Source organism: Ferdinandcohnia sp. Marseille-Q9671, from assembly GCF_976954385.1.
Map to the genome: position 1 here is coordinate 336,806 of NZ_CDRJTA010000003.1, position 25,667 is coordinate 362,472.

The 25,667-nt window shown below is 36.8% G+C and carries 21 protein-coding genes; 11 read left to right on the plus strand and 10 right to left on the minus strand.

Features of this window, described 5'->3' with window-relative positions; translation table 11 throughout:
• Nucleotides 1-63 precede the first annotated feature (63 nt).
• A complete protein-coding gene (locus tag ACWNMY_RS14315) occupies nucleotides 64-372 on the plus strand; it encodes a hypothetical protein (RefSeq protein ID WP_449538942.1) in 309 nt (102 codons plus the stop codon).
• Between the two features lie 192 nt (nucleotides 373-564).
• On the opposite strand, the gene ACWNMY_RS14320 is transcribed toward ACWNMY_RS14315, so the two are convergent.
• On the minus strand, nucleotides 565-1,089 hold the full coding sequence (locus tag ACWNMY_RS14320; protein ID WP_449538943.1) for a DUF4956 domain-containing protein: 525 nt from the start codon (nucleotides 1,087-1,089) through the stop codon (nucleotides 565-567).
• A gap of 2 nt (nucleotides 1,090-1,091) precedes the next feature.
• The gene (locus tag ACWNMY_RS14325) at nucleotides 1,092-1,853 is read right to left on the minus strand and encodes a VTC domain-containing protein (protein ID WP_449538944.1); all 762 of its coding nucleotides are present in this window, start codon (nucleotides 1,851-1,853) and stop codon (nucleotides 1,092-1,094) included.
• Between the two features lie 465 nt (nucleotides 1,854-2,318).
• Between ACWNMY_RS14325 and ACWNMY_RS14330 the strand changes: the two genes are divergently transcribed.
• Together ACWNMY_RS14330 and ACWNMY_RS14335 are read left to right on the plus strand one after the other, a co-directional pair.
• Nucleotides 2,319-3,488, plus strand: a complete 1,170-nt coding sequence (locus ACWNMY_RS14330) for a sulfite reductase subunit alpha (RefSeq protein ID WP_449538945.1) — start codon at nucleotides 2,319-2,321, stop codon at nucleotides 3,486-3,488.
• A gap of 436 nt (nucleotides 3,489-3,924) precedes the next feature.
• Nucleotides 3,925-4,842 (plus strand): nuclease-related domain-containing protein, encoded by a 918-nt coding sequence (locus tag ACWNMY_RS14335; protein WP_449538946.1) that lies wholly within the window; start codon nucleotides 3,925-3,927, stop codon nucleotides 4,840-4,842.
• Nucleotides 4,843-5,950: 1,108 nt separating this feature from the next.
• Here ACWNMY_RS14335 and ACWNMY_RS14340 read toward each other — a convergent pair.
• Nucleotides 5,951-7,939 carry a S9 family peptidase gene (locus ACWNMY_RS14340; RefSeq protein WP_449538947.1) on the minus strand — a complete coding sequence of 663 codons (1,989 nt, stop codon included), beginning with the start codon at nucleotides 7,937-7,939 and terminating at the stop codon, nucleotides 5,951-5,953.
• A 189-nt stretch (nucleotides 7,940-8,128) separates the two neighbouring features.
• On the opposite strand from ACWNMY_RS14340, the gene ACWNMY_RS14345 reads away from it, so the two are divergent.
• The 4 genes from ACWNMY_RS14345 to ACWNMY_RS14360 all read left to right on the plus strand — a co-directional run bounded on the left by ACWNMY_RS14345 (nucleotide 8,129) and on the right by ACWNMY_RS14360 (nucleotide 11,291).
• Nucleotides 8,129-9,220 carry a threonine aldolase family protein gene (locus ACWNMY_RS14345; RefSeq protein ID WP_449538948.1) on the plus strand — a complete coding sequence of 364 codons (1,092 nt, stop codon included), beginning with the start codon at nucleotides 8,129-8,131 and terminating at the stop codon, nucleotides 9,218-9,220.
• Between the two features lie 199 nt (nucleotides 9,221-9,419).
• Nucleotides 9,420-9,806, plus strand: a complete 387-nt coding sequence (locus ACWNMY_RS14350; RefSeq protein ID WP_449538949.1) for a hypothetical protein — start codon at nucleotides 9,420-9,422, stop codon at nucleotides 9,804-9,806.
• A gap of 53 nt (nucleotides 9,807-9,859) precedes the next feature.
• Nucleotides 9,860-10,123: an adhesin gene (locus tag ACWNMY_RS14355; protein ID WP_449538950.1), complete on the plus strand. Its 264-nt coding sequence runs from the start codon at nucleotides 9,860-9,862 to the stop codon at nucleotides 10,121-10,123.
• Nucleotides 10,124-10,301: 178 nt separating this feature from the next.
• A complete protein-coding gene (locus ACWNMY_RS14360; RefSeq protein ID WP_449538951.1) occupies nucleotides 10,302-11,291 on the plus strand; it encodes a glycoside hydrolase family 43 protein in 990 nt (329 codons plus the stop codon).
• A gap of 242 nt (nucleotides 11,292-11,533) precedes the next feature.
• Here ACWNMY_RS14360 and ACWNMY_RS14365 read toward each other — a convergent pair whose 3' ends face one another.
• On the minus strand, nucleotides 11,534-12,748 hold the full coding sequence (locus ACWNMY_RS14365) for an IS4 family transposase (protein WP_449537911.1): 1,215 nt from the start codon (nucleotides 12,746-12,748) through the stop codon (nucleotides 11,534-11,536).
• A 163-nt stretch (nucleotides 12,749-12,911) separates the two neighbouring features.
• Nucleotides 12,912-14,063, minus strand: coding sequence for an ROK family protein (locus ACWNMY_RS14370; protein ID WP_449539134.1), 1,152 nt, complete (start codon nucleotides 14,061-14,063; stop codon nucleotides 12,912-12,914).
• A gap of 368 nt (nucleotides 14,064-14,431) precedes the next feature.
• On the opposite strand from ACWNMY_RS14370, the gene xylA reads away from it, so the two are divergent.
• From xylA to ACWNMY_RS14390, 4 genes are all read left to right on the plus strand, one after another.
• Nucleotides 14,432-15,748, plus strand: coding sequence for a xylose isomerase (xylA, locus tag ACWNMY_RS14375; protein WP_449538952.1), 1,317 nt, complete (start codon nucleotides 14,432-14,434; stop codon nucleotides 15,746-15,748).
• A gap of 91 nt (nucleotides 15,749-15,839) precedes the next feature.
• Nucleotides 15,840-17,339, plus strand: coding sequence for a xylulokinase (gene xylB, locus ACWNMY_RS14380; protein ID WP_449538953.1), 1,500 nt, complete (start codon nucleotides 15,840-15,842; stop codon nucleotides 17,337-17,339).
• A 90-nt stretch (nucleotides 17,340-17,429) separates the two neighbouring features.
• On the plus strand, nucleotides 17,430-18,413 hold the full coding sequence (locus tag ACWNMY_RS14385; RefSeq protein WP_449538954.1) for an aldo/keto reductase: 984 nt from the start codon (nucleotides 17,430-17,432) through the stop codon (nucleotides 18,411-18,413).
• 211 nt (nucleotides 18,414-18,624) lie between these two features.
• Entirely contained in the window at nucleotides 18,625-19,248 is a 624-nt protein-coding gene (locus ACWNMY_RS14390) for a YesL family protein (protein WP_449538955.1), read from the plus strand.
• A 543-nt stretch (nucleotides 19,249-19,791) separates the two neighbouring features.
• Here the strand turns inward: ACWNMY_RS14390 and ACWNMY_RS14395 are convergent.
• The 5 genes from ACWNMY_RS14395 to ACWNMY_RS14415 form a co-directional block, all read right to left on the minus strand.
• Nucleotides 19,792-20,685, minus strand: a complete 894-nt coding sequence (locus ACWNMY_RS14395) for a carbohydrate ABC transporter permease (protein ID WP_449538956.1) — start codon at nucleotides 20,683-20,685, stop codon at nucleotides 19,792-19,794.
• A gap of 15 nt (nucleotides 20,686-20,700) precedes the next feature.
• Nucleotides 20,701-21,579, minus strand: a complete 879-nt coding sequence (locus ACWNMY_RS14400) for a carbohydrate ABC transporter permease (RefSeq protein ID WP_449538957.1) — start codon at nucleotides 21,577-21,579, stop codon at nucleotides 20,701-20,703.
• A 73-nt stretch (nucleotides 21,580-21,652) separates the two neighbouring features.
• The gene (locus ACWNMY_RS14405; RefSeq protein WP_449538958.1) at nucleotides 21,653-22,957 is read right to left on the minus strand and encodes an extracellular solute-binding protein; all 1,305 of its coding nucleotides are present in this window, start codon (nucleotides 22,955-22,957) and stop codon (nucleotides 21,653-21,655) included.
• Between the two features lie 108 nt (nucleotides 22,958-23,065).
• The gene (locus tag ACWNMY_RS14410) at nucleotides 23,066-23,851 is read right to left on the minus strand and encodes a response regulator transcription factor (RefSeq protein WP_449538959.1); all 786 of its coding nucleotides are present in this window, start codon (nucleotides 23,849-23,851) and stop codon (nucleotides 23,066-23,068) included.
• Nucleotide 23,852: 1 nt separating this feature from the next.
• Complete coding sequence (locus tag ACWNMY_RS14415; protein WP_449538960.1) at nucleotides 23,853-25,595, minus strand: cache domain-containing sensor histidine kinase; 1,743 nt, start codon at nucleotides 25,593-25,595, stop codon at nucleotides 23,853-23,855.
• Between the last annotated feature and the right edge of the window lie 72 nt (nucleotides 25,596-25,667).

Here is a 25,667-nt window from a genome sequence, read left to right on the forward strand (position 1 = left end):
CTATAATTTTCTCTTTCCCACACAAAATAGGACTGTAGGTTTCTTTTTTGAAAGGGGATATGTATGAAGTACATGCAGATAGTTTCATCAGCAATGGAAGGGTTAGGTAACCACAAATCACTTCGTACATTTACAAGAAAACGGAGTAATACTGGCTGGATTCTTATTTCTATGATAGCTGTAACCATCATGGGGATAATAGGTGGTAGAAATAAAAATATTGGAAAGAAAATACAAAGTGGTTATACAACCGTTCAACAGACCGTAACGAATATGAAAAATGACAAAAATCCTGTTAAAAATAACCTACAATTTGCAACAGAAGTTTCAGAAGAGTTTAATCCAGATATGTTAATGTTCAACAATAAGTAATCCGTAGATGATACAGGGCCATGGAGAATTCCATGGCCCGTACTTTCTTACTTTATTGTTTGCAAATAGGAGAGAGAAACCTTTAAATTAGCATTTCTTTCACGAATTTCATTTAATAAATCTTGTTCCCTCGTCGATACTTTATTTCGAATCGAGAATGTGTATAAGATCATCGTGCCAAGGTTTGTTGTTTCAACTTGGCGCAACGCATGATGTACTGTATATTTTTCCTAAAATATCTTTAAATAAATCCTCATAATTTAAATTTTCAGGTACGGTTATTTTTAGTATTTGGGTGTCTTTTCCTTTACCGTAATCGTATTTATATAATAAATACAGCACGAAACATGAGAAAACCGTCAATACAATGGCTAACCCAATTTGATATAATCCAGCTGTCATGCCGACACAAAGTCCGAAGAAGATATAAGCAATATCCTTTGCGTCCGTTACAGCACTTCGGAACCTGATCAATGAAAAAATCGCGAATAATCCAAAAGCAACTCCGGCATTATTACTAACGACGTTCATGACAACTGAAACGACTACACTCATGATGATGATGGTATGAACAAACGATTGTGAATAACGCTCACCGCTAAATGTTATCTGATATATTTTTGTAATGGCTAAACTCAAGATTGCAGCGGTTGCCATAGCCACTATCGTCATGAAAATTGATGATTCTTCTGCTTGACCATTTAACAATAAATCCATCTTTATCCGACTCCTATCATTACGTTTTCATTCATTATTTTTTTAGAGACAAGTTCCCCTTTTAATAACTCTGCACTTGTACAAAATTTTGAAGCACTTCTCTGTTCACAGTCTAAATCCTGAAGAATTCGAGTTAACCATAACGGCACACTATGAGTTACTTTGACTTCAAGCACAACGAGGTTTGGGTCAATAAAATGTTTGCCATACGGACCGTTTTCAATATTTAAATCCTCATCGCGACAGCGTAAGTTCAAATCAAAAGTCACTCGTAAATCAGGGTCAGTGACACAATGAAACGCTTGGCGGTCATAGCTTACCACCATTTCAGGGAGTAACTTGTAATATTTTCGGAAGTAATCTATTTCCTTAAAGATTTGTTGATTAGAAGTCTGATAATTATATAAAGAAGCATTACTTGGTTTATTGATATAACGATATGCCTCCATAAGAGGGATAGCTGTTCTTCTTTTATTCACGACATTACGATGCTTTTGCTTAACCTCAAAAAAGGCAGTCCCATTCATATCGGTCTCACCATAAATGCGTAGCCTCAGTTTTTGTCTAAACTTCAGCTTGTTCTTTGTTTCAAAATAAATTTGCCGTTCGTCATTATCAAAATATAGACTAGTCACGGTATACCTTCCTGCGTTACCGAATTTATCGTAACGCATATAGGGTGACATTAAATCAACTAACGCCTCATACTGAAATCTGGTTATTAAATACTTTTGCTCTCTTCGGCTGAAAATTTCAATAGCCATATTCAATCCGCCTTCCCTTTTCATTTTTTATCTTATCTTCATAGTAAATTTACAATCTTAAAATCTAGTTAAAGAAAGATGAGAATTTGATGAGGGTATCATGAAAGAATAACAATGGTAATGTAAGGGAGACGCTATTTGGGTAGAACGTGTGAAAAGCGGAGAGAAGAAACAAATAATGAAGTTAGGGCACAATTATAAAATAAAGGAAAATGTAAATGTTATATGTTAATGTGTATATGGTGGATTAACTTATTTTATGATCATATAAAACTCTATACAAAATTGGTTCCCGTAAAAGTTTTTAAAACGTAAGATATAAAAAAAGACACTATAATGAATAGTATGATAAAATGACCTTAAAACAGGTCTGATTTGTTGAAATACTCGATATGTGATAATACAAACCTGCTCTTTACACTGTGTTATCTTTATTATATATAATTTGTTTGGAGGTTAAGAGACATGCAAGATACGATAGATAATCTGAAGAATGATAAGCCAGTTGTACCTTTTTCAAGAACGAACCCATTCCAAGCGAAAGTTCTTAAGAATGTTAATTTAAATGGTGAAGGTTCCAATAAAGAAACAAGGCATATTGAATTGTCATTAAAAGGGTCAGGTCTTTCATATGTACCGGGTGATGCACTTGGCGTTGTCCCTACAAATGATCCAGAACTTGTCACAACACTACTTGAAGAAATGAAATGGGATGAGAATGAGGTTGTAACCGTAAGTAGGAAAGGTGAGACATTGCCACTTAAGGAGGCATTAACTACGTACCTTGAAATTACACTCCTCACGAAAAAGATTCTTCAACAAGCAGCAGCTTTTACCGAGAACGAGGCATTACAAGAACTAGTGGCAAATACTGACCAAGTGAAAGAATATTGTGATGGGCGAGATTTACTTGATTTGCTACGCGATTTTGGCCCGTGGAAGGCTTCTGCCCAAGAAATCGTCTCCTTATTAAGAAAAATGCCACCTCGACTGTACTCAATTGCAAGCAGTCTTGCTGCACATCCAGATGAAGTACATTTGACAATTGGTGCCGTTCGTTACACAGCGCATGGTCGTGACCGCAAAGGGGTATGTTCTGTTCAATGTGCAGAGCGTGTTCAAGAGGGAGATACAATCCCAGTCTTTGTACAGGCGAATAAACATTTCCATTTACCAGATTCCCAAGATGTAGACATCATTATGGTAGGTCCAGGAACCGGTATCGCACCATTCCGTTCATTTATTGAAGAGCGTGCAGCAAATAAAGCTGAAGGACGCTCATGGTTATTCTTTGGTGACCAGCATGAGGCATCCGATTATCTTTATCGAAAAGAGCTAGAGCAATATCAACAAGATGGCGTGCTAACAAAACTTGATGTTGCTTTTTCTCGCGATACTGACCAAAAAGTCTATGTACAACATAAAATGCTTGAAAATAGCAAAGAAATATATGAATGGATTGAAAAAGGAGCTTATTTCTACGTATGTGGAGATAAGGAGTATATGGCAAAAGACGTAAACGATGCCCTTCTTACAATCATCGAAAAAGAAGGCGGCATGGACAGTGAAGCTGCTGAAGAATACCTAAAAAACATGATGAAAGTAGAAAAACGTTATCTGCGCGACGTATATTAAACCGAAAAGTTAAACAAAGTAACCCTTCGTTCCGTACGAAGGGTTATTTTGCTATAGAATCGTGAGAGATGAGTTTCCGAAGCTCAACTACATAAAGGAGAAAAATATTTTAAAAATGGGAGTTGATATTCATGAATAATGCTCTTCGAAAATTCATTAATCAATTATCGGAAAATGGAGCAACGTCTGGCATTCATAACCTATTTCTCAAACTCATAATCTCTACAATTGATAAGCCTCTTAATTTCCGATATTTTACTATTTTACATAGGACTTAGGGATGAGAATTGAAAAACTGAATAGTTAAAAGGCAACGGATATAAAAAAAGGAAGATTTATGCCAGGGCTTAGTGCATCAGGCTTATACTTTCAAATCTTTGACTTGAGTGATATATTTTAAGAGAATAGACACTAAATTCAGAAAAGAGGCTGAAAGATGATTCTAAAACCAAGGAATATCCCTGAACACTTAAAAGTACGACAATACCTAACATCTCGAATATCGTTTACAGATGGAGAATTAAAAAAGTTTCAAGCTGATGAAAAAGGGTATGAAGGTGAGTGCTATTTTGATGATCTAATAACCCAATCCCCCGCCTCCACATATCTTCAGATAAATGACCTCCTACTCAAATGGCAAAACACGACTTTTCAAATTGATTCACTCCTAATTTCTCCATATAAGATCTATCTTTTCGAAATCAAGAATTTCGAAGGAGAATATTATATAGAAGGTGATCGATGGTACTTTTCATCTGGGTATGAAGTGAAAAATCCTATCCCTCAACTCCAGCGTTCAGAGTCCCTTCTAAGGCCACTCGTTCAAACCCTTGGTATTAATCTCCCTATTGAAGCGAATGTCATTTTTGTTAATCCGGAATTCACACTTTTTCAAGCAAATCGAAATCTCCCAATCATCCTCCCGACTCAGATTAATTCCTATATTAAAAGGTTGGGTTCAGATTCAAGGAAATCTAACGAACATTTAATTGGCTCGGCAAAAAAAATATGCTCACTTCATATTGAAAAATCTCCATATAGTGATGTGAAAATCCCTAAGTATACCTATTCTTCTGTTAAAAAGGGTATGTCATGTTTGGATTGTGGTACACTTTCAGTTCGTTTGGATGGAAAAGAGCTTGTGTGTGTGAGGTGTGGAACCAGTGAGAAGTTACATGCAGGTGTAATGAGGTCAGTAGAAGAACTTAGGGTACTCTTCCCTGAAAGGCTGATAACCGTTTCTCAAGTTAATGAATGGTGTGGGCTTAATCTGGATAGGCTTCGACTGCGGAAAATATTGAAGGAGCACCTCCGTATGGTAAAGGGTGGAAAATCTACCTATTACCTATATTAGTAAGGGTGTGCCAGAGGGTGCGGATATTTTTAAGAGAAAAGGTGAAAAAGGTAGTAGCAAAATCAGGAAAAGATTCGCAAAACTCCAGGAAAAAGAAAAAAAGGTTCTGAAACGAGTGGAAACTGTAAGAAATATCCATAATCGAATGCTTTCTAAGGGAAAAAGCGAAAAAAGCATTCGTAAATGAAAGATATGAGTGCTTTTTGAGAGATTAGTAGAGGAAAAGATTCGCAAAATCCAGGAAAAGGAAAAAAAGGTTCTGAAACGAGTGGAAACTGTAAGAAATATCCATAATCGAATGCTTTCTAAGGGAAAAAGCGAAAAAAGCATTCGTAAATGAAAGATATGAGTGCTTTTTGAGAGATTAGTAGAGGAAAAGATTCGCAAAATCCAGGAAAAGGAAAAAAAGGTTCTGAAACGAGTGGAAACTGTAAGAAATATCCATAATCGAATGCTTTCTAAGGGAAAAAGCGAAAAAAGCATTCGTAAATGAAAGATATGAGTGCTTTTTGAGAGATTAGTAGAGGAAAAGATTCGCAAAATCCAGGAAAAGGAAAAAAAGGTTCTGAAACGAGTGGAAACTGTAAGAAATATCCATAATCGAATGCTTTCTAAGGAAAAAAGCGAAAAAGGCATTCGTAAATGAAAGATATGAGTGCTTTTTGAGAGATTAGTAGAGGAAAAGATTCGCAAAATCCAGGAAAAGGAAAAAAAGGTTCTGAAACGAGTGGAAACTGTAAGAAATATCCATAATCGAATGCTTTCTAAGGGAAAAAGCGAAAAAAGCATTCGTAAATGAAAGATATGAGTGCTTTTTGAGAGATTAGTAGAGGAAAAGATTCGCAAAATCCAGGAAAAGGAAAAAAAGGTTCTGAAACGAGTGGAAACTGTAAGAAATATCCATAATCGAATGCTTTCTAAGGAAAAAAGCGAAAAAAGCATTCGGAAACAAAGGACATGAGTGCTTTTATGTATTGTAGAAAAATAAACCATTCTCAAAATACATAATAAGGGGAAAAAACGAACCAGAGATGGACTAAAACCGTAGTAATTAACATAAAGAAAATCTGAGGGAAATCCTTTCCCTCAGATCCTATAAACAATCGTATTAATTCAAACGCTCGTCAAACCAACTAATCAAATGGTGTAGACGTTCTAAGCGGTGCTTTGGTTTACCGGAGCGTGAAAGGTCATGGTTTTCATCCGGGAAGCGGACGAACTTTGTTTCTACACCTAGACGTTTAAGGGCAATATACCATTGCTCTGCTTGTTCCATTGGACAACGTAAGTCCTGTTCACTATGCAAAATAAGTGTTGGTGTTTTTACATTCCTAGCATGGGTAAGAGGTGAAACCTTTAACAGCTTCTCAACATCATCCCACAAATCCGCATGACCATGTTGCCATTCAGTAAAGAAGAAGCCAATATCACTTGTACCATAGAAGCTATGCCAGTTACAAATACTACGTTGCGTAACAGCAGCTTTGAATCGATCTGTGCGCGTTACAATAACGTTGGTCATATATCCACCGTAACTACCACCTGTTACGAACAAATTGTCTTGATCAATATATGTATAGTTTTCTAAGGCATAATCAACACCAGCCATAATATCTTCATAATCCATTCCACCGTAATCACCGATAACAGCATTTACAAAGTCATGCCCATAACCATGGCTGCCTCTTGGATTCGTGTAGAGCACTACATATCCTTTTGAAGCCATCAGTTGCATTTCATGATGTAATCCATTACCATATGCCGTTGCCGGACCACCATGTATCTCAAGGATCATCGGATATTTTTTCCCTTCCTCAAATCCATATGGCTTTAAAATCCAGCCTTCGATCTCTTTTCCGTCTGTGCTCTTGTAATGGAAATTTTCTGGTGTACTTAGATGAACCTCGTTATACAGTTCTTTATTCCAATCTGTTAATTTACTAATGTTGTTTACATTGTTTAAATCCTGAACAACTAAATCTCCTGTGGAGTGAGGATTCGCGAGAACAAGGACGGCTTGGTCAGCACTAACAATATCATAGGAAGTAACTGATGCTACTGAAGGTGATAGGGCAGCAGAAACATCTCCGTTAAGAGATACCTTAAATAACTGACAGTCCCCGCCTACAGTTGCACTAAAATATATGTAAGAACTGGTAGTGTCCCAGATTAATTGAGTATCTGCCGTGTCATATTTCGCATCTACACCTACAAGGTTCCCTACTGTAAAGTCAAAGCTATTTGTTACGTTTGATAATGTACCAGACTCTAAGGAAAGTAGGAGTACATTCGTATTGCCTTGACTTCTTTCCCCACGTGTATGACCTGCAATAGCTAGCCATTTACCATCTGGTGATACAGAAGGTGCCATGAGATAACCATTTCCTTGATAGAGAAGAGTCTCTTCTTTTGAGGCTATATCATATTTCCAAATAGCAGGGAGGTAACCCCATTCCTTATCCTCTGCCTTCGTTCCAATATAGAATAAAGTTTTTCCATCAGGAGAGAAACGAGGCTGACTAAAATCATGATCGCCTCCGGTAATCTTTGTGTAAGCTTTGGAATCCACATCAAATAAATAGACATGCTTCCGATCGTCGTTAAATATTCCAACTCCGTCTCCCTTGTATCGGAGTCTGGTGATAACCTTAACATCACTTTTTACTTCTTCTTTATCAGAGGAGGAAAGATCTAGTTCTCCATTCATAGTAAGCGCAAGCCTTTTTCCGTCTGGAGACCAAACGAAATCACCAATTCCTTGCTTAACATCTGTTAGTTGGACTGCCTCGCCGCCATCTGTATGTAAAAGCCAGATTTGGTTTTTGCCAGTACGATTTGAACGGAAGGCAATCATGCTGCCATCTGGTGACCACTTTGGAGAAGTATCTTTTACTAGTTTGTCTGTTGAATAGTGAGAGGTAAATTGCCTGCTTTTGCCCTTTAAATCTGTGACATGAATATAAGAGTAGTACCCATCTTTTTCTTTATCTACATGCGTTAAGACATAAGCAACTTTGTCTTTTAAAGGGGAAAGCTGTGGATCTCCTACAAACTTAAATTCACATAAATCATCTGCTGTAATTGGACGTTTCTTCATGTTTATTCCTCCATATAAAATAAAATATCTATAAGTCTATCTTAACATTTCGGTTGTCGAAGTAAAATTAAATTTTTGTATAAATTCATAATTGAAAGAAACCTTATAAACTCGGACTCGAAAATTTTTGTACAGATTTGAATTTTTTCATTTATAGTATAAATAACTACTAGTATGGAGGGATTTGGAGTGAAAGAGAATACATTATTAGAAGCGTTCAAACAGGCGAAGTATCAGGTTAACGGACATGGTAAGCGGACTCTACAGATTTTAAAAGAGGCAATAAGTGAATATGATGATGAACTTGAGAGTGAGATGTATGGAAAAGGAGAATTAATTGAAGCCTTTGAGGAAAAAATGGCAACCTATTTAGGAAAGGAGTCGGCAGTATTTTTTCCAAGTGGTACAATGGCCCAACAAATTGCTCTACGAATATGGTGCGATGAAAAGGACGTAAAAAAGGTAGCCTATCATCCATTAAGTCATTTAGAAATTCATGAAGAAGATGGGTTAAAAGAACTCCACCATATCAAACCTATTTTGTTGGGTGATAAGACGAGAGTCATTGAATTTGAAGATGTGGAAAGCCTACAAGAGGATATTGCGTGCCTGTTACTTGAGCTACCACAGCGGGAAATTGGGGGACAGTTGCCAGAATATGAGACACTCGAACAAATTTCTACCTATTGCAGATCAAACGGAATAAAGCTGCACTTAGATGGAGCACGATTGTTCGAGATTCTTCCTTTCTACCAAAAGACCGCGCAAGAAGTATGTGCCCTTTTTGACAGTGTTTATATTTCCTTTTACAAAGGGATTGGTGGTATTGCGGGAGCTATTCTAGCTGGCGGAAAAGATTTTACAGACAAGTCTAAGGTGTGGAAACGTAGACACGGAGGTGATTTGATTAGTCTTTATCCATATTATTTGAGTGCTGAGTATTATTTTGACAAACGCATTGAGAAAATGGAGGAATACTATCAAGAGGCGAAGGAGCTAGCAGCTTTTTATAATACGTGTAATAAGATTTTTACGAATCCAACCATACCTGTCTCCAATATGTTCCATGTACATTTTGAAATACCGAAGGATAAAGTGGAAGCTATTTTAGCAGACATTTGCCATGAAACTGGTGTTGGGTTATCAAGCTACATAAGAGAGGTAAGTACATCTACAAGCTATTTTGAAGTCAGCATTGGTGACCTTTATTCACTCGTTCCAAAGTCTGCTTTGAAAAACGCATTTGAACTACTTTATAAAAAATTAAATGAATGTAGCTAACATAAATAATGTATGACATACTAGAACGCTAAGTAATAACTCCACAATTGAATGTTATATTGCCTGTAGCTGTCATATAAATTAGATTGTAATTACTGGAGTATGATCAAGAAGGGAAATATGCTAAAAAGTGGATTCCTGCATCTCGAGATTAGAGAATCTAAAGATGAACTATCTAAACGAGAAAGGGTGATAACTCTTGGGAGAGCATAACTATGCGAAATTTCTGGGGATTATTGTTGGGCTATTAACTATTTTAGGTGCGATAGGCTTTGGGGTTTTATCGTTTATAGGAATAGGACTTGGTCGGGCACTTAATTCGGGAATAGAATACTCATCAGACGGACCTTTGTTTATGTTTATATTCGTTTTCTCAATAGGAGTGACTACCTTAATTGGTGCTCTTAAGCTTGGGAATAATAGATGGAGACGGTTTTACATTGGCATATGTTCTATACTTGGTATAGGTTTGATCCTTTCCTTTTTTATATCAAGAGGAGCCCTTGGGACAAATAACGAAATCTTTATTTTACTTCTTGGGGCTGTATATTTACTTCTTGGATATATCGTGTACAAAAATAAATAACAATAAGATCTAATGTATAATGATGGTAGATAAGATGTTTAGGAGGAGAATGAATGTACATAACTGAGGAAGCAAAGCAATTATTAGAAAAAATAGGTGCAGTGGGGGTTCGCCTGTACACAGTAAATAGCAGCGATGGACCGGAAATTGCTTTGTCTTTAGACACTCCACAAGAATTTGACAGAGTTCAGACCATTAACGGAATTAAAGTAGCGTTTGATCCGACCGTAACAGGTACGGAAGTTCTAACGTTAGACAAAGAAGAAAATCAAGATGGCGTGGGATTCGTGTTAGTTGGGCCGGGTAGGTATTCCTAGGATATCTCGTAACAGTAGCTCTCATTGGAAACATCTACATGAAAATGTGGGTGTTTTTTTACGTGTTATATTTCACTACTAATATATTAGCAAGAAAGTTAGTTGTCCCACTATACAAAGTTAGTTATCTATAGTTATAATGTAGTTGTAAGATTCATTACATTTACTGGAGGATATTATGGTGAAAAACGTAAAACCTAATGAACCCTTAGTTACACATATTTTTACAGCAGATCCATCTGCGCATGTTTTTGAAGGAAAGCTTTATATTTATCCTTCCCATGATCTTGAACATGACGAGCCTTCTAACGATAATGGTGATCAATATAAGATGGAAGACTACCATGTTTTATCCATGGATGATGTGAATGGACCAGTTGTCGATCATGGAGAAGTGCTTCACGTGAAGGATGTCCCTTGGGCTAGTCGACAAATGTGGGCACCGGATGCAGCTTTTAAAAACGATACTTATTATTTGTATTTCCCAGCTCGTGATAAAGATGATATTTTTAGAATTGGTGTAGCAACAAGTTCAAAACCAGAAGGTCCTTTTACACCGGAAGAAAACTATATTCCAGGAAGCTTTAGTATTGATCCTGCAGTATTTGTGGATGAAGACAATAGAGCTTATATGTATTTTGGTGGTCTTTGGGGCGGACAATTGGAAAAATGGCAAACTGGTACATTTAAAGAAGAGGTTACTGAAGGACCTGCTCCTACAGAACCAGCCTTGGGACCAATCGTGGCTGAACTAAATGATGACATGCTAACTTTTAAGAGTGAACCAAAGGAAATCTCAATCGTTGATGAAGATGGGAACCCAATTCTTGCTGGTGACGAAGACCGTAGATACTTTGAAGGTCCTTGGCTCCATAAATATAATGGTCTATACTATTTATCTTATTCAACTGGTACAACTCATAAAATTGTATACGCTGTCAGTGAAAATCCACAGGGACCATTTGTATTCAAAGGTACAATTCTAACTCCCGTAATTGGCTGGACAACACATCATTCAATCGTACAATTTAAGGATAAGTGGTATCTTTTCTATCACGATTGTTCGTTATCGGATGGTGTAAACCATAAAAGAAGTGTAAAATTCACTGAACTAACATATAACGAAGATGGAACGATTCAAACAATTGACCCTTATGGCGATAAATAATCAGTAAGAAGTTGACTCTTTAACCGGGGTCAGCTTTTTTTTGCATACAAAAAACCCCTGCAAATGCAGGGGTAACATATTTCGTACATTTAATGGGTTAAGGAGCCAGTCCACTAGTTTTGCGTAGTTGTATTAAATTTGAAAAAAAGTAATATTTTTACATTTCTTTTTTCTCACGGGAGCAAAAACGACAATCTTAAATAAGATTGTTGTTTGTTCCCATTTTTTGGTATTTACTTCAATTACTTAATTTTCCGTTTAATACGTTTCTTTTTCTCACCGATTAGCGCAACACTACCATAGAATACTTTTTCCTCTGGTTTATCCGGAATCTTTTGTCGACCTTTTGAAGTCTTTTTAGGTTTAAATTCTAATGCGTTTATAAAGACTTCCCATGTTTTATCAAAGTAAGTTCTAATATTTGTAAGAATAAATTTTAGGCTTTTTTGTGATTTTGTTTTTAGCTTAACAATAAGTGTTAATATATAGGCAATCATCCCTATAAACATCTGGTTCCATATTCCTTGTGGCTTTGTACTCCAGACTTTTGTAAACCGCAAGGATTGCTTAACCCATTTAAAGAAAAGTTCAATAATCCAACGATTTTTATAAATTTCCGCAATCTCAGTTGCTTTTAAATCCCATCTAGTAGTAGCTAGCCTGTATACTTTACCCTCTTCATCAAGAAATTCCACTAGTCTAATTGGTTTCATCTTACCTGTTTCGCCCAAAATCACCTTAACATCTCTTTGGATATTTGACCCTTCGGGTACTTCATATTCTTCTAAGGTTCTTTCGACGAGTTTCCCTCTTAGTCGAACAACAAATTTAATTTCTTTCTTAATCCATTCGTTCATGCGAAAGAGGTCCATATAGCCACGGTCCATCACATATGTGGCATCTGATTTTTCTATTAACAGATCTCCACCTTCGTGATCTTGTACCTTACCGTTTGAAGGAACAATTTTATCTGGATAGTGTACGTCTGGTGAAGCGACAACCAAGCGTGTATGCATTTTTACAACTGTCCAGCCCTTGGTTACATAAGCCCATTTTGATAAAACGGATGGAAGTTTTATATGTGTCGCATCTACGATGCGAAGTTTTCCAACGTTCCGAGGTAGACCAGTGAATTCTTTTGTATAATATTCAAGTTCTTCTACTACTTTGAAAAAAAGGTTTTGGAGTATGTTGGTGTCTAACTCATTAATTCTCCGACTTAACTGTGAACTACTAATACTATCTACACCGATGTATTCCATTAGGTCTTTATGTGCGCCCATCTTTATATCAAATTCGGGATAAGATTCCCATTTACCCAATTGGGCAGCTACAAAAACTTTAACAAGTCCTTCAATTGTAAGTTTTTTCGAATCGTAGTTTAGAATAGGACAAGCCAAATCTTCTGTAGGTAATAATGACAAACATTGACGAATTACAGTATCTTCAGTTATCATAATCTTATTGTTTTTGAGGCTCCTTTGTAGAAAGTTTGTTTATGGGAACAAACATCTAACATTTCTACTTTAGGAGCTTTTTTTGTGTTTGTCTAGATATTTACCAGAGTGTTTACATTTTATGGAACCTATGCAAAGCTAGTGGAGCCAGTCCTCTGTCCCATTAAAAGTTGTTCGCTTCTTCTTTAATAAAGTTATCCACGACAAACGCCGATAAACCTAAGGAAGTAGAGTACTTACCTAGTTTAGAAAAATCAAGTTGAAGGTTATTTTGATGATAGGCAAGAGTATGTTTTTCAACGGTAGAGCGTATTGGTTCTTCGATGAACTCTTTTGCTAATGCTAATCGATTTCCAACAATAACTTGATCGGGGTTAAATGTGTTGATAATGTTATTTAAACCGATTCCAAGGTAGTTTCCAATCTTTTCGAAGAGTATAAGGGCATTTTCGTCACCCGATTTAGCTGATTTAATTAATGATTCAAGGGAATCAGTGCTTGGGTCAGCCATTTCTAACAGAGCATGTTCTGATGCATAAGCTTCCCAGCATCCTTTGCTACCACAGTTACATCGTTTTCCGTTAATATCAATGATCATATGGCCCATTTCACCAGAAAACCCATTTTTCCCTTTGTATAACTCTCTATTTACAATAATACCAACACCGATTCCAATTCCAGCACTGATATACAGGATGTTGTCAAAGTCTTGACCAGCACCAAATTGTTGTTCCCCAACAGATCCAGCATTTGCCTCGTTTTCGATGATAACAGGGACATGAAATAGCTTTTCAAGATCCTCTTTTAACTGAATATTCGTCCAGCCCAAATTGGGTGCTAGAAGAATTGATCCTTCTTTGTTTACAATACCAGGCACGCCTACACCGATCCCTACAATACCATACTTGCTGGTTGGCATTTCTGCGATTAATGTTTGTATCATGTTCTGAACGATACTCATAATGTGAGAATAGGTAGTCCGGTGAACTGTTTCATTTTTCTCAACAAGAATATTACCTTTTAAATCCGTCAGGATAGATAATACATAGTTAACCCCGATATCAATACCTATTGTATATCCTGCGGCGTTGTTGAAGTGGAGGATAACAGGGCGTCTACCTCCGCTCGAAACCCCTGGGCCTGATTCAAAAATAAGTTCTTCTGCTAATAATTCATTTACTAATGTAGAGACTGTTGTTTTATTTAGACCTGAAATTTGAGCGATGTCAGCCCTTGAAATAGGTTCTTTTTCCATAATAAGTTGTAACACTAGCGCTTTATTATTTTTCTTCACAACTTGTTGATTCCATGTCATGGTTCCCACTCATAAAAACTCCTTATTTGGTAGTTGATATTATTTTATCATAAAACTTTGTTCGTTGGATATACAAACAGTGCAAAATGCCCAAGTATAACACATATTTCAAAGGACTAGTACCTTTTGTCATGTATTAAAAGGAATAATAGAGAACGAAGAAAATAGTAATATTTATAAGTAGGTTTACATTTTCACCTATAAGTTCAAAAAAAAATTATAATAACTTAGTTTATTCGATAGACAAACAAGAAAACGGGTGCTATAATCTGAGTATAAATAGCTTACATCTTAAGTAGAAAACTTGTAAGCATTTTCATTCATTCAGCATTCTATAAATCTAAAAAACTACTAGGAGGAATAATCCAATGGCTTATTTCGAAACAGTTAACAAAATCAAATTTGAAGGATCTAAATCAACGAATCCTTTTGCATTTAAATATTACAATCCAGAAGAAAAAATTAACGGTAAAACAATGGAAGAAATTCTTCGTTATTCTGTTGCATACTGGCATACTTTTACTGCAGATGGAACAGACCCATTTGGTGTAGGTACTGCGATTCGTCCTTGGGCTCACCTAAAAGGATTAGATCTAGCTAAGGCACGTGTTGAAGCATCATTTGAACTTTATGAAAAACTAGATGTTCCATTCTTTGCTTTCCATGATGTTGATATTTCACCAGAGGGAAGTACGTTAAAAGAAACAAACGAAAATCTTGATGTAATCGTTGCGATGATCAAAGATTACATGAAAACAAGCAAAGTAAAATTATTATGGAATACAGCAAATATGTTCACAAATCCACGCTATACACATGGTGCAGCAACTTCTCCAAATGCAGACGTATTTGCATACTCTGCAGCGAAAGTGAAAAAAGGATTAGAAGTAGCAAAAGAGCTTGGTGCAGAAAACTATGTATTCTGGGGTGGACGTGAAGGGTACGAAACACTTCTTAACACTGATATGAAGCTTGAAATGGACAACTTAGCTCGTTTCTTCCACATGGCAGTTGACTATGCGAAGGAAATTGATTTAAACATTCCATTCTTAATCGAGCCAAAACCAAAAGAGCCTACCAAGCACCAATATGATTTCGATGTAGCAACTGGTCTAGCATTCTTACAAAAATATGACTTAACAGACTACTTCAAGTTTAATATTGAAGCGAACCACGCTACACTTGCAGGTCATACGTTTGAGCATGAGTTACAAACAGCACGTATTAACGGTATGCTTGGTTCAGTTGATGCTAACCAAGGAGATACATTACTTGGCTGGGATACAGATGAGTTCCCAACAGACCTATATACGAACACATTAGCAATGTATGAAATTTTGAAAAATGGTGGACTTGGCAAAGGCGGTCTAAACTTCGATGCGAAGGTAAGAAGAGGTTCATTCGATACAGATGATCTTTTCCACGCACATATTGCAGGTATGGATGCATTTGCAGTTGGTCTTAAAGTTGCTAACAAACTAATTGAAGATAAGGTACTTGATAGCTTTATCGAAGAACGCTATAGCAGCTATACAAATGGTATCGGATTACAAATCGTAGAAGGAAAAACAAACTTCCGCGAGCTAGAAGAATATGCACTTGGCTTGACTGAAGTTAAAAATACTTCAGGAAGAACAGAACGCCTAAAGGCTTTAATTAACCAATATCTACTTGAAACAATCTAAAGTTTAGAAATTAATTCTTAAAAGCAGAATCATACGAAATGTGCTGGAAGTATTTTACTCCAGCACATTTTCATAGAAAAGGATGATACGGATGAAATACGTAATCGGTGTTGACCTCGGTACGAGTGCAGTAAAAATATTACTCGTTAATCAAAATGGGGAAGTAAGCAAGGAAGTTTCTAAATCATATCCTCTCATTATTGAAAAATCAGGATATAGTGAACAAGATCCAGAAGAATGGGTTGAAAAGACAACTGCTGGACTTGCAGAACTAATGAACGATTTTACTGGTGATGTGAGTGATATTGAGGGGATTAGTTTTTCTGGACAAATGCACGGATTGGTATTGTTAGATGAAAATCACGAGGTAGTCAGAAATGCGATTCTTTGGAATGATACGAGAACAACGAAGCAATGTGAAGAAATCTATGAAGTTATCGGAAAAGAAACGCTCTTAGAGGTAACAAAGAATCCAGCACTAGAAGGATTTACGTTACCAAAGATCTTATGGGTCAAAGAGAATGAACCAGAGTTGTTCAAACGCTCACATGTGTTTATGCTTCCAAAGGATTATTTGCGCTATCGTATAACTGGAAACGTTCACATGGAGTATTCAGATGCAGCAGGAACTTTATTGTTAAATGTGGCGAAGCGGGAGTGGAGTCAAAACGTTTTAGAAAGCTTTGGACTTACAAAAGAGTTTTGTCCGCCTTTAGTGGAGTCACATTCATTTGTTGGTACTGTTACAGCTGAATTTGCCAATGTAACTGGATTATCAGAAACAACAAAAGTGTTTGCTGGTGGTGCGGATAACGCATGTGGTGCAATTGGTTCAGGGATACTATCGGAAGGTAAAACCCTATGCAGTATCGGAACATCAGGTGTCGTGCTATCATATGAAGAGAGAAATGACTTGGATTTTGAAGGTAAGGTCCACTATTTCAATCATGGTGAAGAAGATACGTATTATACGATGGGTGTGACCTTAGCTGCAGGCTATAGTCTAAGCTGGTTTAAGGACACATTTGCTAAACAAGAAGCTTTTGATCAATTATTAGAGGGAATTGCAGAAGTACCTGCAGGTAGTAATGGTTTATTATTCACACCTTATATAGTAGGGGAAAGAACTCCATATGCGGATTCTACTATCCGTGGCAGCTTTATTGGTATAGATGCTGCACATGAGAGAAAACATTTTGCTAGATCAGTCCTTGAAGGAATTACATTCTCCCTGCATGAATCAATTGAAATCTTTAGACAAAGCGGTAAAACAATTGATACGATTGTTTCAATTGGTGGTGGTGCTAAGAATGATACATGGCTACAAATGCAAGCTGATATATTTAATGCAAAGATTGAAAAGCTAACAAGTGAACAAGGTCCAGGAATGGGTGCTGCAATGCTAGCTGCATACGGTTGCGGTTGGTTCGCATCACTTAAAGAATGTGCGGACGCATTCGTCCAAACCTCTAAGACCTATAATCCAATCAAGGAAAATGTAGAAGCATACAAAAAGTTATTCTCAATTTACCAACAAGTTTACTCGCAAACAAAAACACTAAACGACCAATTAAAAGAGTTTAGAAAATAGTGGGACAGAGGGACAGGTTCCCTGTCCCAAACTGAGTCCAACACAAGTTGATTTGGCATTCTTCTATACACAGTAAAGGAGAGGAAAAGTATGAACTATCGTAAATTAGGAAATACAGACTTGGAGATTAGTGAAGTAAGTTTTGGAACATGGGCAATTGGGGGTTCTTGGGGCAAAAGTAGTGATGCTGAGGCACTTAAATCGTTGGAACATGCAATCGCCGAGGGTGTTAACTTTTTTGATACAGCAGATGTGTATGGCAACGGGCATAGTGAGGAATTATTAGCAAAAGCTACAAAAGGAATGGAAGATAAGATACATATTGCAACAAAGTTTTGCCGCCAGGGAGATATTTTTGATCCAGAAAATTATAGTTATGAAAAGGTAAGTTCCTACTGTGAAGATAGTCTTCGTCGCTTAAATCGAGAAGCAATTGATTTATATCAAATTCATTGTCCTGCTACTGAGATATTGAAGGATGGCCGTGTTTTTGAGGTACTAGATCGCTTGCAGCGTGAAGGGAAAATTCGTCATTATGGAGTAAGTGTGGAAACAGTTGAAGAAGGACTTATTTGTTTAGAAAATCCTAACGTGAAAAGTCTTCAAGTCATATTCAATATGTTCCGCCAGAAACCATTAGAAGAATTATTTCCAGAAGCATATAAAAAAGGCGTTGGTATTCTTGTAAGGCTTCCACTTGCTAGCGGGTTGTTGACTGGTAAATTTACTGCCGACCATGTTTTCGAAAAGGATGATCATCGTCGATTTAATGAAAATGGTGAATCATTTAATGTAGGGGAAACATTTGCAGGATTAGGGTTTCAAAAGGGTGTTGAATTAGCTGACCAACTCAAATGGATTGCTGAAGGAAGACAGTCTATGGCTAGTGCAGCTCTACGATGGATATTGGATCAAAAAGAGATTACATGTATCATACCTGGATTCAAAAACGTAAAACAAGTTCAGGATAATCTATCAGCACTTGATACGAAACCATTTTCAGAAGAAGAAAAAGAGAAAATCGAGCGTTTTTATCATAACAAGGTGAAGGAATTTATTAGAGGTCCATATTAATACTAGAAAAGAACGAGGCAAATTAGTTGTCTCGTTCTTTTTAAATGAAATGTATAGAAGGCTACCCAAGTGAAACTTCATAAATAGTGGCTACATGGAATCGTTTACTGATATATAATAGTTATACAGAAATAATAATAGGTATGATAGATAAAGACGTTCCTGCAAGTTTGTTTTGAGAAGTTCGCTATTGTTCTAATGGAGGTATTCGATGAATAAAACGGTCAATTGGGCATATTCCGCTACTCAATGGATTGCGAAATTTGCTTATCTTAATCTTATTTGGATGGGTTTTACAATAATAGGACTTATCGTATTAGGCTTCTTTCCTGCCACTATTTCAATGTTTGCGGTTATCCGGAAATGGGTGAGGGGTGAGACGGATATTCCGTTGTTCAGTACTTTTTGGAATACTTATAAGTCTGAGTTCATTAGAAGCAATGTACTGGGCCTCTTTTTCTGGATGATTGGGGGACTCATGCTTCTAGACGTTGTTTTTATAAAAGCGTCTGGAGGAAGCTTTACAAGTGCAATTCAAATCCCTATCTATATGTTTATTTTTGCTGTAGGACTAACAACACTTTACGTCTTTCCTGTGTTTGTTCATTATGAACTGACGCTATCTCAAATTATAAAAAACTCATTTTTACTCATGCTCATTAGTCCGCTTGAAAATATTATTATGCTTGTAAGTATTGGTATGGTTTTCTTTGTGGTGAAATTCATCCCAGGATTAGGCTTCTTTTTCGGTGGAAGCATAATAGCAGCAATTATAATGGCCGCATGCTATCGCGTTTTTATGAAGACAGATAAGAAAAAAGAGCAGATTTCATGATGAGTATTGTTTGAGGTATATAACTCAGTTCAGTGAATGTAGTTAAGTCCTTCATCAAGGGTATGAAGAGCAAAACACGGTTCGGTGGAAAGAGTAAAGTCCTTCATCAAGGGTATGAAGAGCAAAACACGGTTCGGTGGAAAGAGTAAAGTCCTTCATCAAGGGTATGAAGACCAAAACCATGTACGTTAGCTGGAGTTAAGTACTTCATAACGGGTATGAAGATCAAAACGTGGCACAAGAACTGGAGTTAAGTACTTCATAGAGGGCATGAAGACTATATAACCCGGTAAGTTAGCTGGAGTTAGATACTTCATAAGGGGTATGAAGACCATAACTAGGTAAGGCAACTGGAATTAAGTCCTTCATCAAGGGTATGAAGAGCAAAACACGGTCCGGTAAATGGAGTTAGTTAAATACTTCATCATCAAATGAGAACAAAACCCGGTTCCGATTCGAAGTCCTTCATCCAAAACAAAAAAGACAGATTGGTAGGCACTCTCAACAAGGAGAGATCCTTCCAATCTGTCTTTTTATATATCATTAGCCTTTCACAGAACCTGCTGCCATACCTTCAACGATCTTATCACTTAGGAATAAGAAGGCGATTAGGATTGGAACAATACTGATGACAAGAGTTGCACCGATTGCACCCCAGTCAGTTAAGTATTGACCAACGAAGTTGTTAATACCAACAGTTAATGTCTTCCAGCTATCAGAGCTGATGAATGTATTCACGAATACAAATTCATTCCAGTTGTAAATCATGTTAATGATGGCTGTTGTTGAAAGAACCGGAACAGTCATTGGCAACGTAATTTGGAAGAAGATTCGATGAACAGAGCATCCATCCATGACCGCAGCTTCCTCGATTTCCCGTGGGAACGTTTTGTAGAAACCTAGTAATATCATTATCGTTAATGGTAAGTTGAAAGCTGTGTATGACAATACAATAGAGATCGGATTGTCGATTAAGTTAGCACTGTTATACATTTTAAACAATGGTATCAAAGTTGAATGTAATGGAATCATGTACGCTACTAAAAACAATCCTAGAACAGGACCACTTAGTTTCCAATGCATCCGTGTTACTGCGAATGTTACAAAACTAGCAAGGATAATAGTTAAGACAACAGAAAGTATCGTAATCCATACACTGTTAAAAAAGTAGAGTCCAATATTTCCAGAAGTCCAAGCCTTTGTATAGTTTGCCCACTGTGGATCTTGTGGTAAAGCGAAAGGAGACATCCCAAACACTTCTTGATTGGTTTTTAGTGAAAAGAATACTAACCAGATTAATGGGTAGATTTGTATAACAGCAAATCCCCCTAATACTAGATATAGAAACCCAAATCCGATTTTGTTCAGGTAGGATTTCTTTGTTTTATTGGGTGCGGAAAGGTTTGTTGTTACCTGTTGTGTACGAGCCTCACTCATTTTGAATTCTCCCCCTTAAAATTGAACATCATCTTTAGATTTCGTTAATTGCGAAGTTAACCAAGTCATAACAAGACAGATTACTAATAATCCAAAACCAATAGCACTACCATAACCGAAGTTATTTAATTTGAATGCTTCTTTGTACATATAAGACGCCATAACTTCACTTGCTCCGTTTGGTCCGCCACCAGTCATTACATAAATTAGATCGAAATATTTCAATGAACCTACTACCGCAAGCATAATTGTTACTTTAAAAATTCCTGAAATAAGTGGCAACTTAATTTTCAACGCTATTTGTAATGATGTTGCACCATCAATTTTTGCTGCTTCAATGACTTCATCAGGAACATTTTTTAATGCAGCGTAATAAATCAAAATATAGAATCCAGCATATTGCCAAATAACAGGGATGAAAATTGCATATAGGGCAACTTTAGGATCAGCAAGCCATACGGGAGTGTTTTCTAAACCAAATGACTCGAGTAATTTATTAGCCATACCGTTTGTAGGGTCAAATATCTTCATCCAAAGCTGCGCAATTGCAACAGAAGATAGAAGCATTGGAATTAGGTAAATTTTACGTAATAAATCTGCTCCCTTAATTTTACTCGCTAGAATAAGAGAAACAGCTAAATATAGCAGTAAGCTAATTGTAGAGAAAATAGCTAAAAGAAATGAATGCCATGTACTTGTCCAGAAGTACTTGTCTTGAATTAAATTAATGTAGTTTTCTAACCCAATAAACTTCATTTCGCCGATTCCGTCCCAATCCATGAGACCGTAATAACCAGATAAAACAATTGGAATATAAATAAGAACGAGAATGAGTAATAAAGCAGGGAGTGTATAAAGGGTAATGACTAATTTATTCGACATCACATTTTTCATTTTGTTTAGTCCCCTTCCTTTCTATAAAGAAGAGGGCATATTATTTGCAATATGCCCTCTATCTAAGCAATTATTATTCCTCAGCTGCAAGAGCTTCTTCTTGCGTTTTTGCAAAATCTTCAGGTGACGTTTGACCGCCGAATAGTGCTTGAATTTGGTTCAAGTGAACATCAGCTACGCCAGCAGACATTTGTACGTCTGCATAAAGTGTAAGATTTGTAGCATTTCCTAAATCATTAAGGATGTTAATATACATTTCATGAAGGTCACCGTTTGATGTATCAACAACTGTTGCAGGGATTACACCAGCGTCAACTACAGAACGTTTACCCCATTCTTCAACTAGGTAAGAAACAAATTCTTTTGCTTCGTCTTTCACCTTTGATTGTTCAGATACGAATAATCCAACTCCAGGACCACCTACATAGCTGTCGATGTTTCCTTTTCCACCTTCATAAGTAGGGAATTTGAAATATCCAACTTTGTCTTTGAATTCTTGAGACACGTCAGGAGTTGTTGTATAGTTTGGTAATTCCCAAGTTGCCATTAAGTACATAGCAGCCTGCTCATTCATAAAGTAACCTTTTGCTTCATCGTTTGAAAGTCCGTTAAATCCTTTAACAAATGCGCCCATATTTACAAGATTTTCGATTTCTTCCGCTGCTTTTACTAAAGCTGGATCTTCGAAACTTCCAGTACGATTGATAGCATTGTTTAGTGATTCAGGTCCGCCGATACGATCTGCAAGGTACATATACCACATTGAACCAGTCCAACGGTCTTTGTTTCCTAATGTAATTGGAGTAACGTCATTGTCAACAAGAGTTTCTACAACCTTTAGGAAATCATCATACGTCTGTGGAGCTTCTAAATTATATTTCTCAAAAATTTCTTTATTGTAATACACAGGAGTAATGTTTAGCTCAAGAGGTAAAGCATATGGCTTTTCTTCAACTGAAAAAGCATCTAATGTACCAGCTACAAATTTATCTTCTTGAACAATGTCATCTAATGGAGCAAACATGTTACCTTCAACGAATGGCTTCATATAACCTGCTGCCCATGTGATCCCAACGTCTGGAAGCTCATTGGAAGCAGACAATACTTTCACCTTTTCTTTGTACTGTTCGTTACCAAGAATTTCTGTTTGAATGTCTACATCAGGATTTTCTTTTTCATAAGCTTTGATGATATTATCAACAATTGTATACTGAGCATTTGAACTTCCCTCTGGCCATAAATGCATCATCTTAACAACTGTTTTATCACCGCTTGATTCTCCGGATTCTTTAGATGTATCGGAAGATGAACATCCTCCTAAAACTAGTCCACCAACTAATGCCAAAGACATTACAGCGGAAAACGCTTTCTTTTTCATTAAGCAAAACCCCCTTGTTTCGTTTGTTTGTATATCTTACAAGTTAAAGTGTACCACCGGTGGGGGATAACAGTAAGGCAACTACGATTGGGAAAAATACTACTATTTTTAGAAAGCCCTTTCATTGTCTGTTTTTCGATATGTGCTAGGTGTCATACCTTCATTTTCTTTAAAAATTTTTATAAAGTATTTTGATGTTTTATAGCCTACTTCTTCTGCAATTTCATTGATTGGCAGCTTCGTTGAAAGTAACAATTCCTTGGCGCGTTGGATACGTCTCCTTGTCACATATTCACTAAAGGTTACATTAGTCTGTTCCTTAAACAACACACTAAAATAGCTAGAATTTAAGTGTACATGGGATGCTACATCCTTCATAGTTAATTCGTCCTTTAAATGCTGATCAATGTAAGAGATGGCTTCTCGTATAGTATCCTTTGTTGAGTCCATATTTGTAGTAACATTCACTATTTTTTCATCGACTACTTTCTCGATCATGCCAGCTCGCACTTGCTTTTGCATAACCTTAACTGCTTCTTCAACAGCTTCAATTAATTTCTTCTTGCCAATGGGTTTTAACAAATAATTGATAACACCAAGACGCAATGCTTCCTGAGCATACGAAAATTCAGAGTAGGCAGAAATCACAATCACGACGGGTGACATGTCTCTGTCTTTAATCTGTTTTAATAATTGCAACCCGGTCATCTCTGGCATCATAATATCAGATAGTAATATATGAATCTTTTTTTCCTCAGCAATCCTAAGTACTTCCTCACCGCTATCCGCGGTAAGAATTGTAAATTCCCCATTATTCCAAGTTTCTAATGTTCGTTGAAGGCCTTGCCTTGTTCTTGGTTCATCGTCAACAATAACGATATTTTTCGTAAACATATTATCCTCCCCCATTAACCGGTAGTTCAAATGAGATCCGTGTACCCTCATTTGGCTTACTTTCAATCAAAAGGTCTACTTTTTCCATATAGTATAATGTTAAGCGCATATACACATTTGAGATGGCCATTCCTTTACCATGTTCAGAGGTAGAAGAAGCACCTCCTGTTTTCATGGATTTGATAATATACTGCAGTCTTTCCTTATCCATGCCGGAGCCATCATCTTGAACAATGATGCGAATATATTCTTTGTTTTCTTTCGTAACAGGTTCAACCTCTACGGATATTAAACTAGTTCCAACCTTGTTCCCAGCTCCATGTAATATTGCGTTTTCTACAAGCGGCTGAATAATTAATTTAGGAATCTTTACAAATTCATACTCCTGGGGAACGATAACCCGGCACTGAATCCGTTCGCCAAAACGCATTTTCATAATTTCCATATAGTCACCGATGTGTTTGATTTCTTCCTTTAAATACACCCACTCATCATCGGTTTCCTTCGTAATGGTATAACGAAATAAATCGGACATTGCGATAACAAGCTCGGCTAACTCTTCTTCATCCTTCTCTTCAAGTGACCAATGCAGAGCATCTAACGTATTGAAGAGGAAATGAGGGTTAATCTGTGCCTGCAGGGCTTTTAACTCACTTCGGCTCCTTAGTATTTCTTTCTGATACACCATTTGGATTAGATGATTGGTTTCTTCAACAAGCTGATTATACGTGCTGTTTAATTCAGCAATTTCAGTAACAGATGACATACTCGGATTAAGAGTAAGTGACCCTTCTCCAGCGCGTTTCATGGTCTTTGTTAACCGTAAGATAGGTCTCGTAATAATTGTTGAAAGGAAAAACGTGATTATCGTAAATATTAATGCTCCAGCCACTCCAGATAAAATAATACCTGTCCGAACACCTGATAATCCCTCGGTTAGTTTGCTTACAGGGGTTAAAATAACCACAGTCCACCCAGTATGTTCCGATCGTTGCTTCATTACCAAGTACTCTTGGTGATCCAATTGAATAATATTCTCAGTACTTTCAATAATTGTACCAATGTCTCCGTGATAATTATTAATAATAGGTTTTTGATCTTGATCTAAGAGTAGGGAGTATTGATCATTTTCATATTTTTCATTTGCAAAGTGAAAGTGATCACGGCTGATGCTAATCAATAAATAACCGCCATTATTATATTGGCGTTCCATTAAACTGACCCTACGTATGGCAAGGTAGTTATGCTTATCATTTGGATCATCACCTATCCAAACCAATCCACCTTTTGCTTTGTTGGCTTTTTCAATCCACTTCTTGTCTATTCGCTCCATTAAGGATTCTTCACCAAGTGGCAGTATTCGTTGCCTAGTACTGGAGTATATCTGGAAAGAAAAGATCCCGTCTGTATTACCCATAATACGATTCACATGTCCCATTAATTGTTGCCGTTCATTAAACGTTACTTCTTGTCTGTCATAAACTCTTGTCAGTATCCTTTGAACATCTGCATCTGTAATCACAAGTTTTGAGGACATATTAATTTGTTCATACAACGATTCAATTCTTCCTGCAGCCTCAATCGCCACTTGTTGGAACTGTGTCTCCGCATTATTTTTTAAAAGAGAAGAAACCTGCCCCAACGTTAGTAGACTAACAATCATGAGGACAATAATCATAACTAGTAAGAAGTTAAATAATATTTGGTTTCGTAACGTATTCCACTTTTTTAGTCGGTTTAGCATGATGTGCGCCTTTCTATAGTAAAATTCCATTTGGGGTGGGTCTGATATTCTTAGTATCTCTCAAACTCGAAA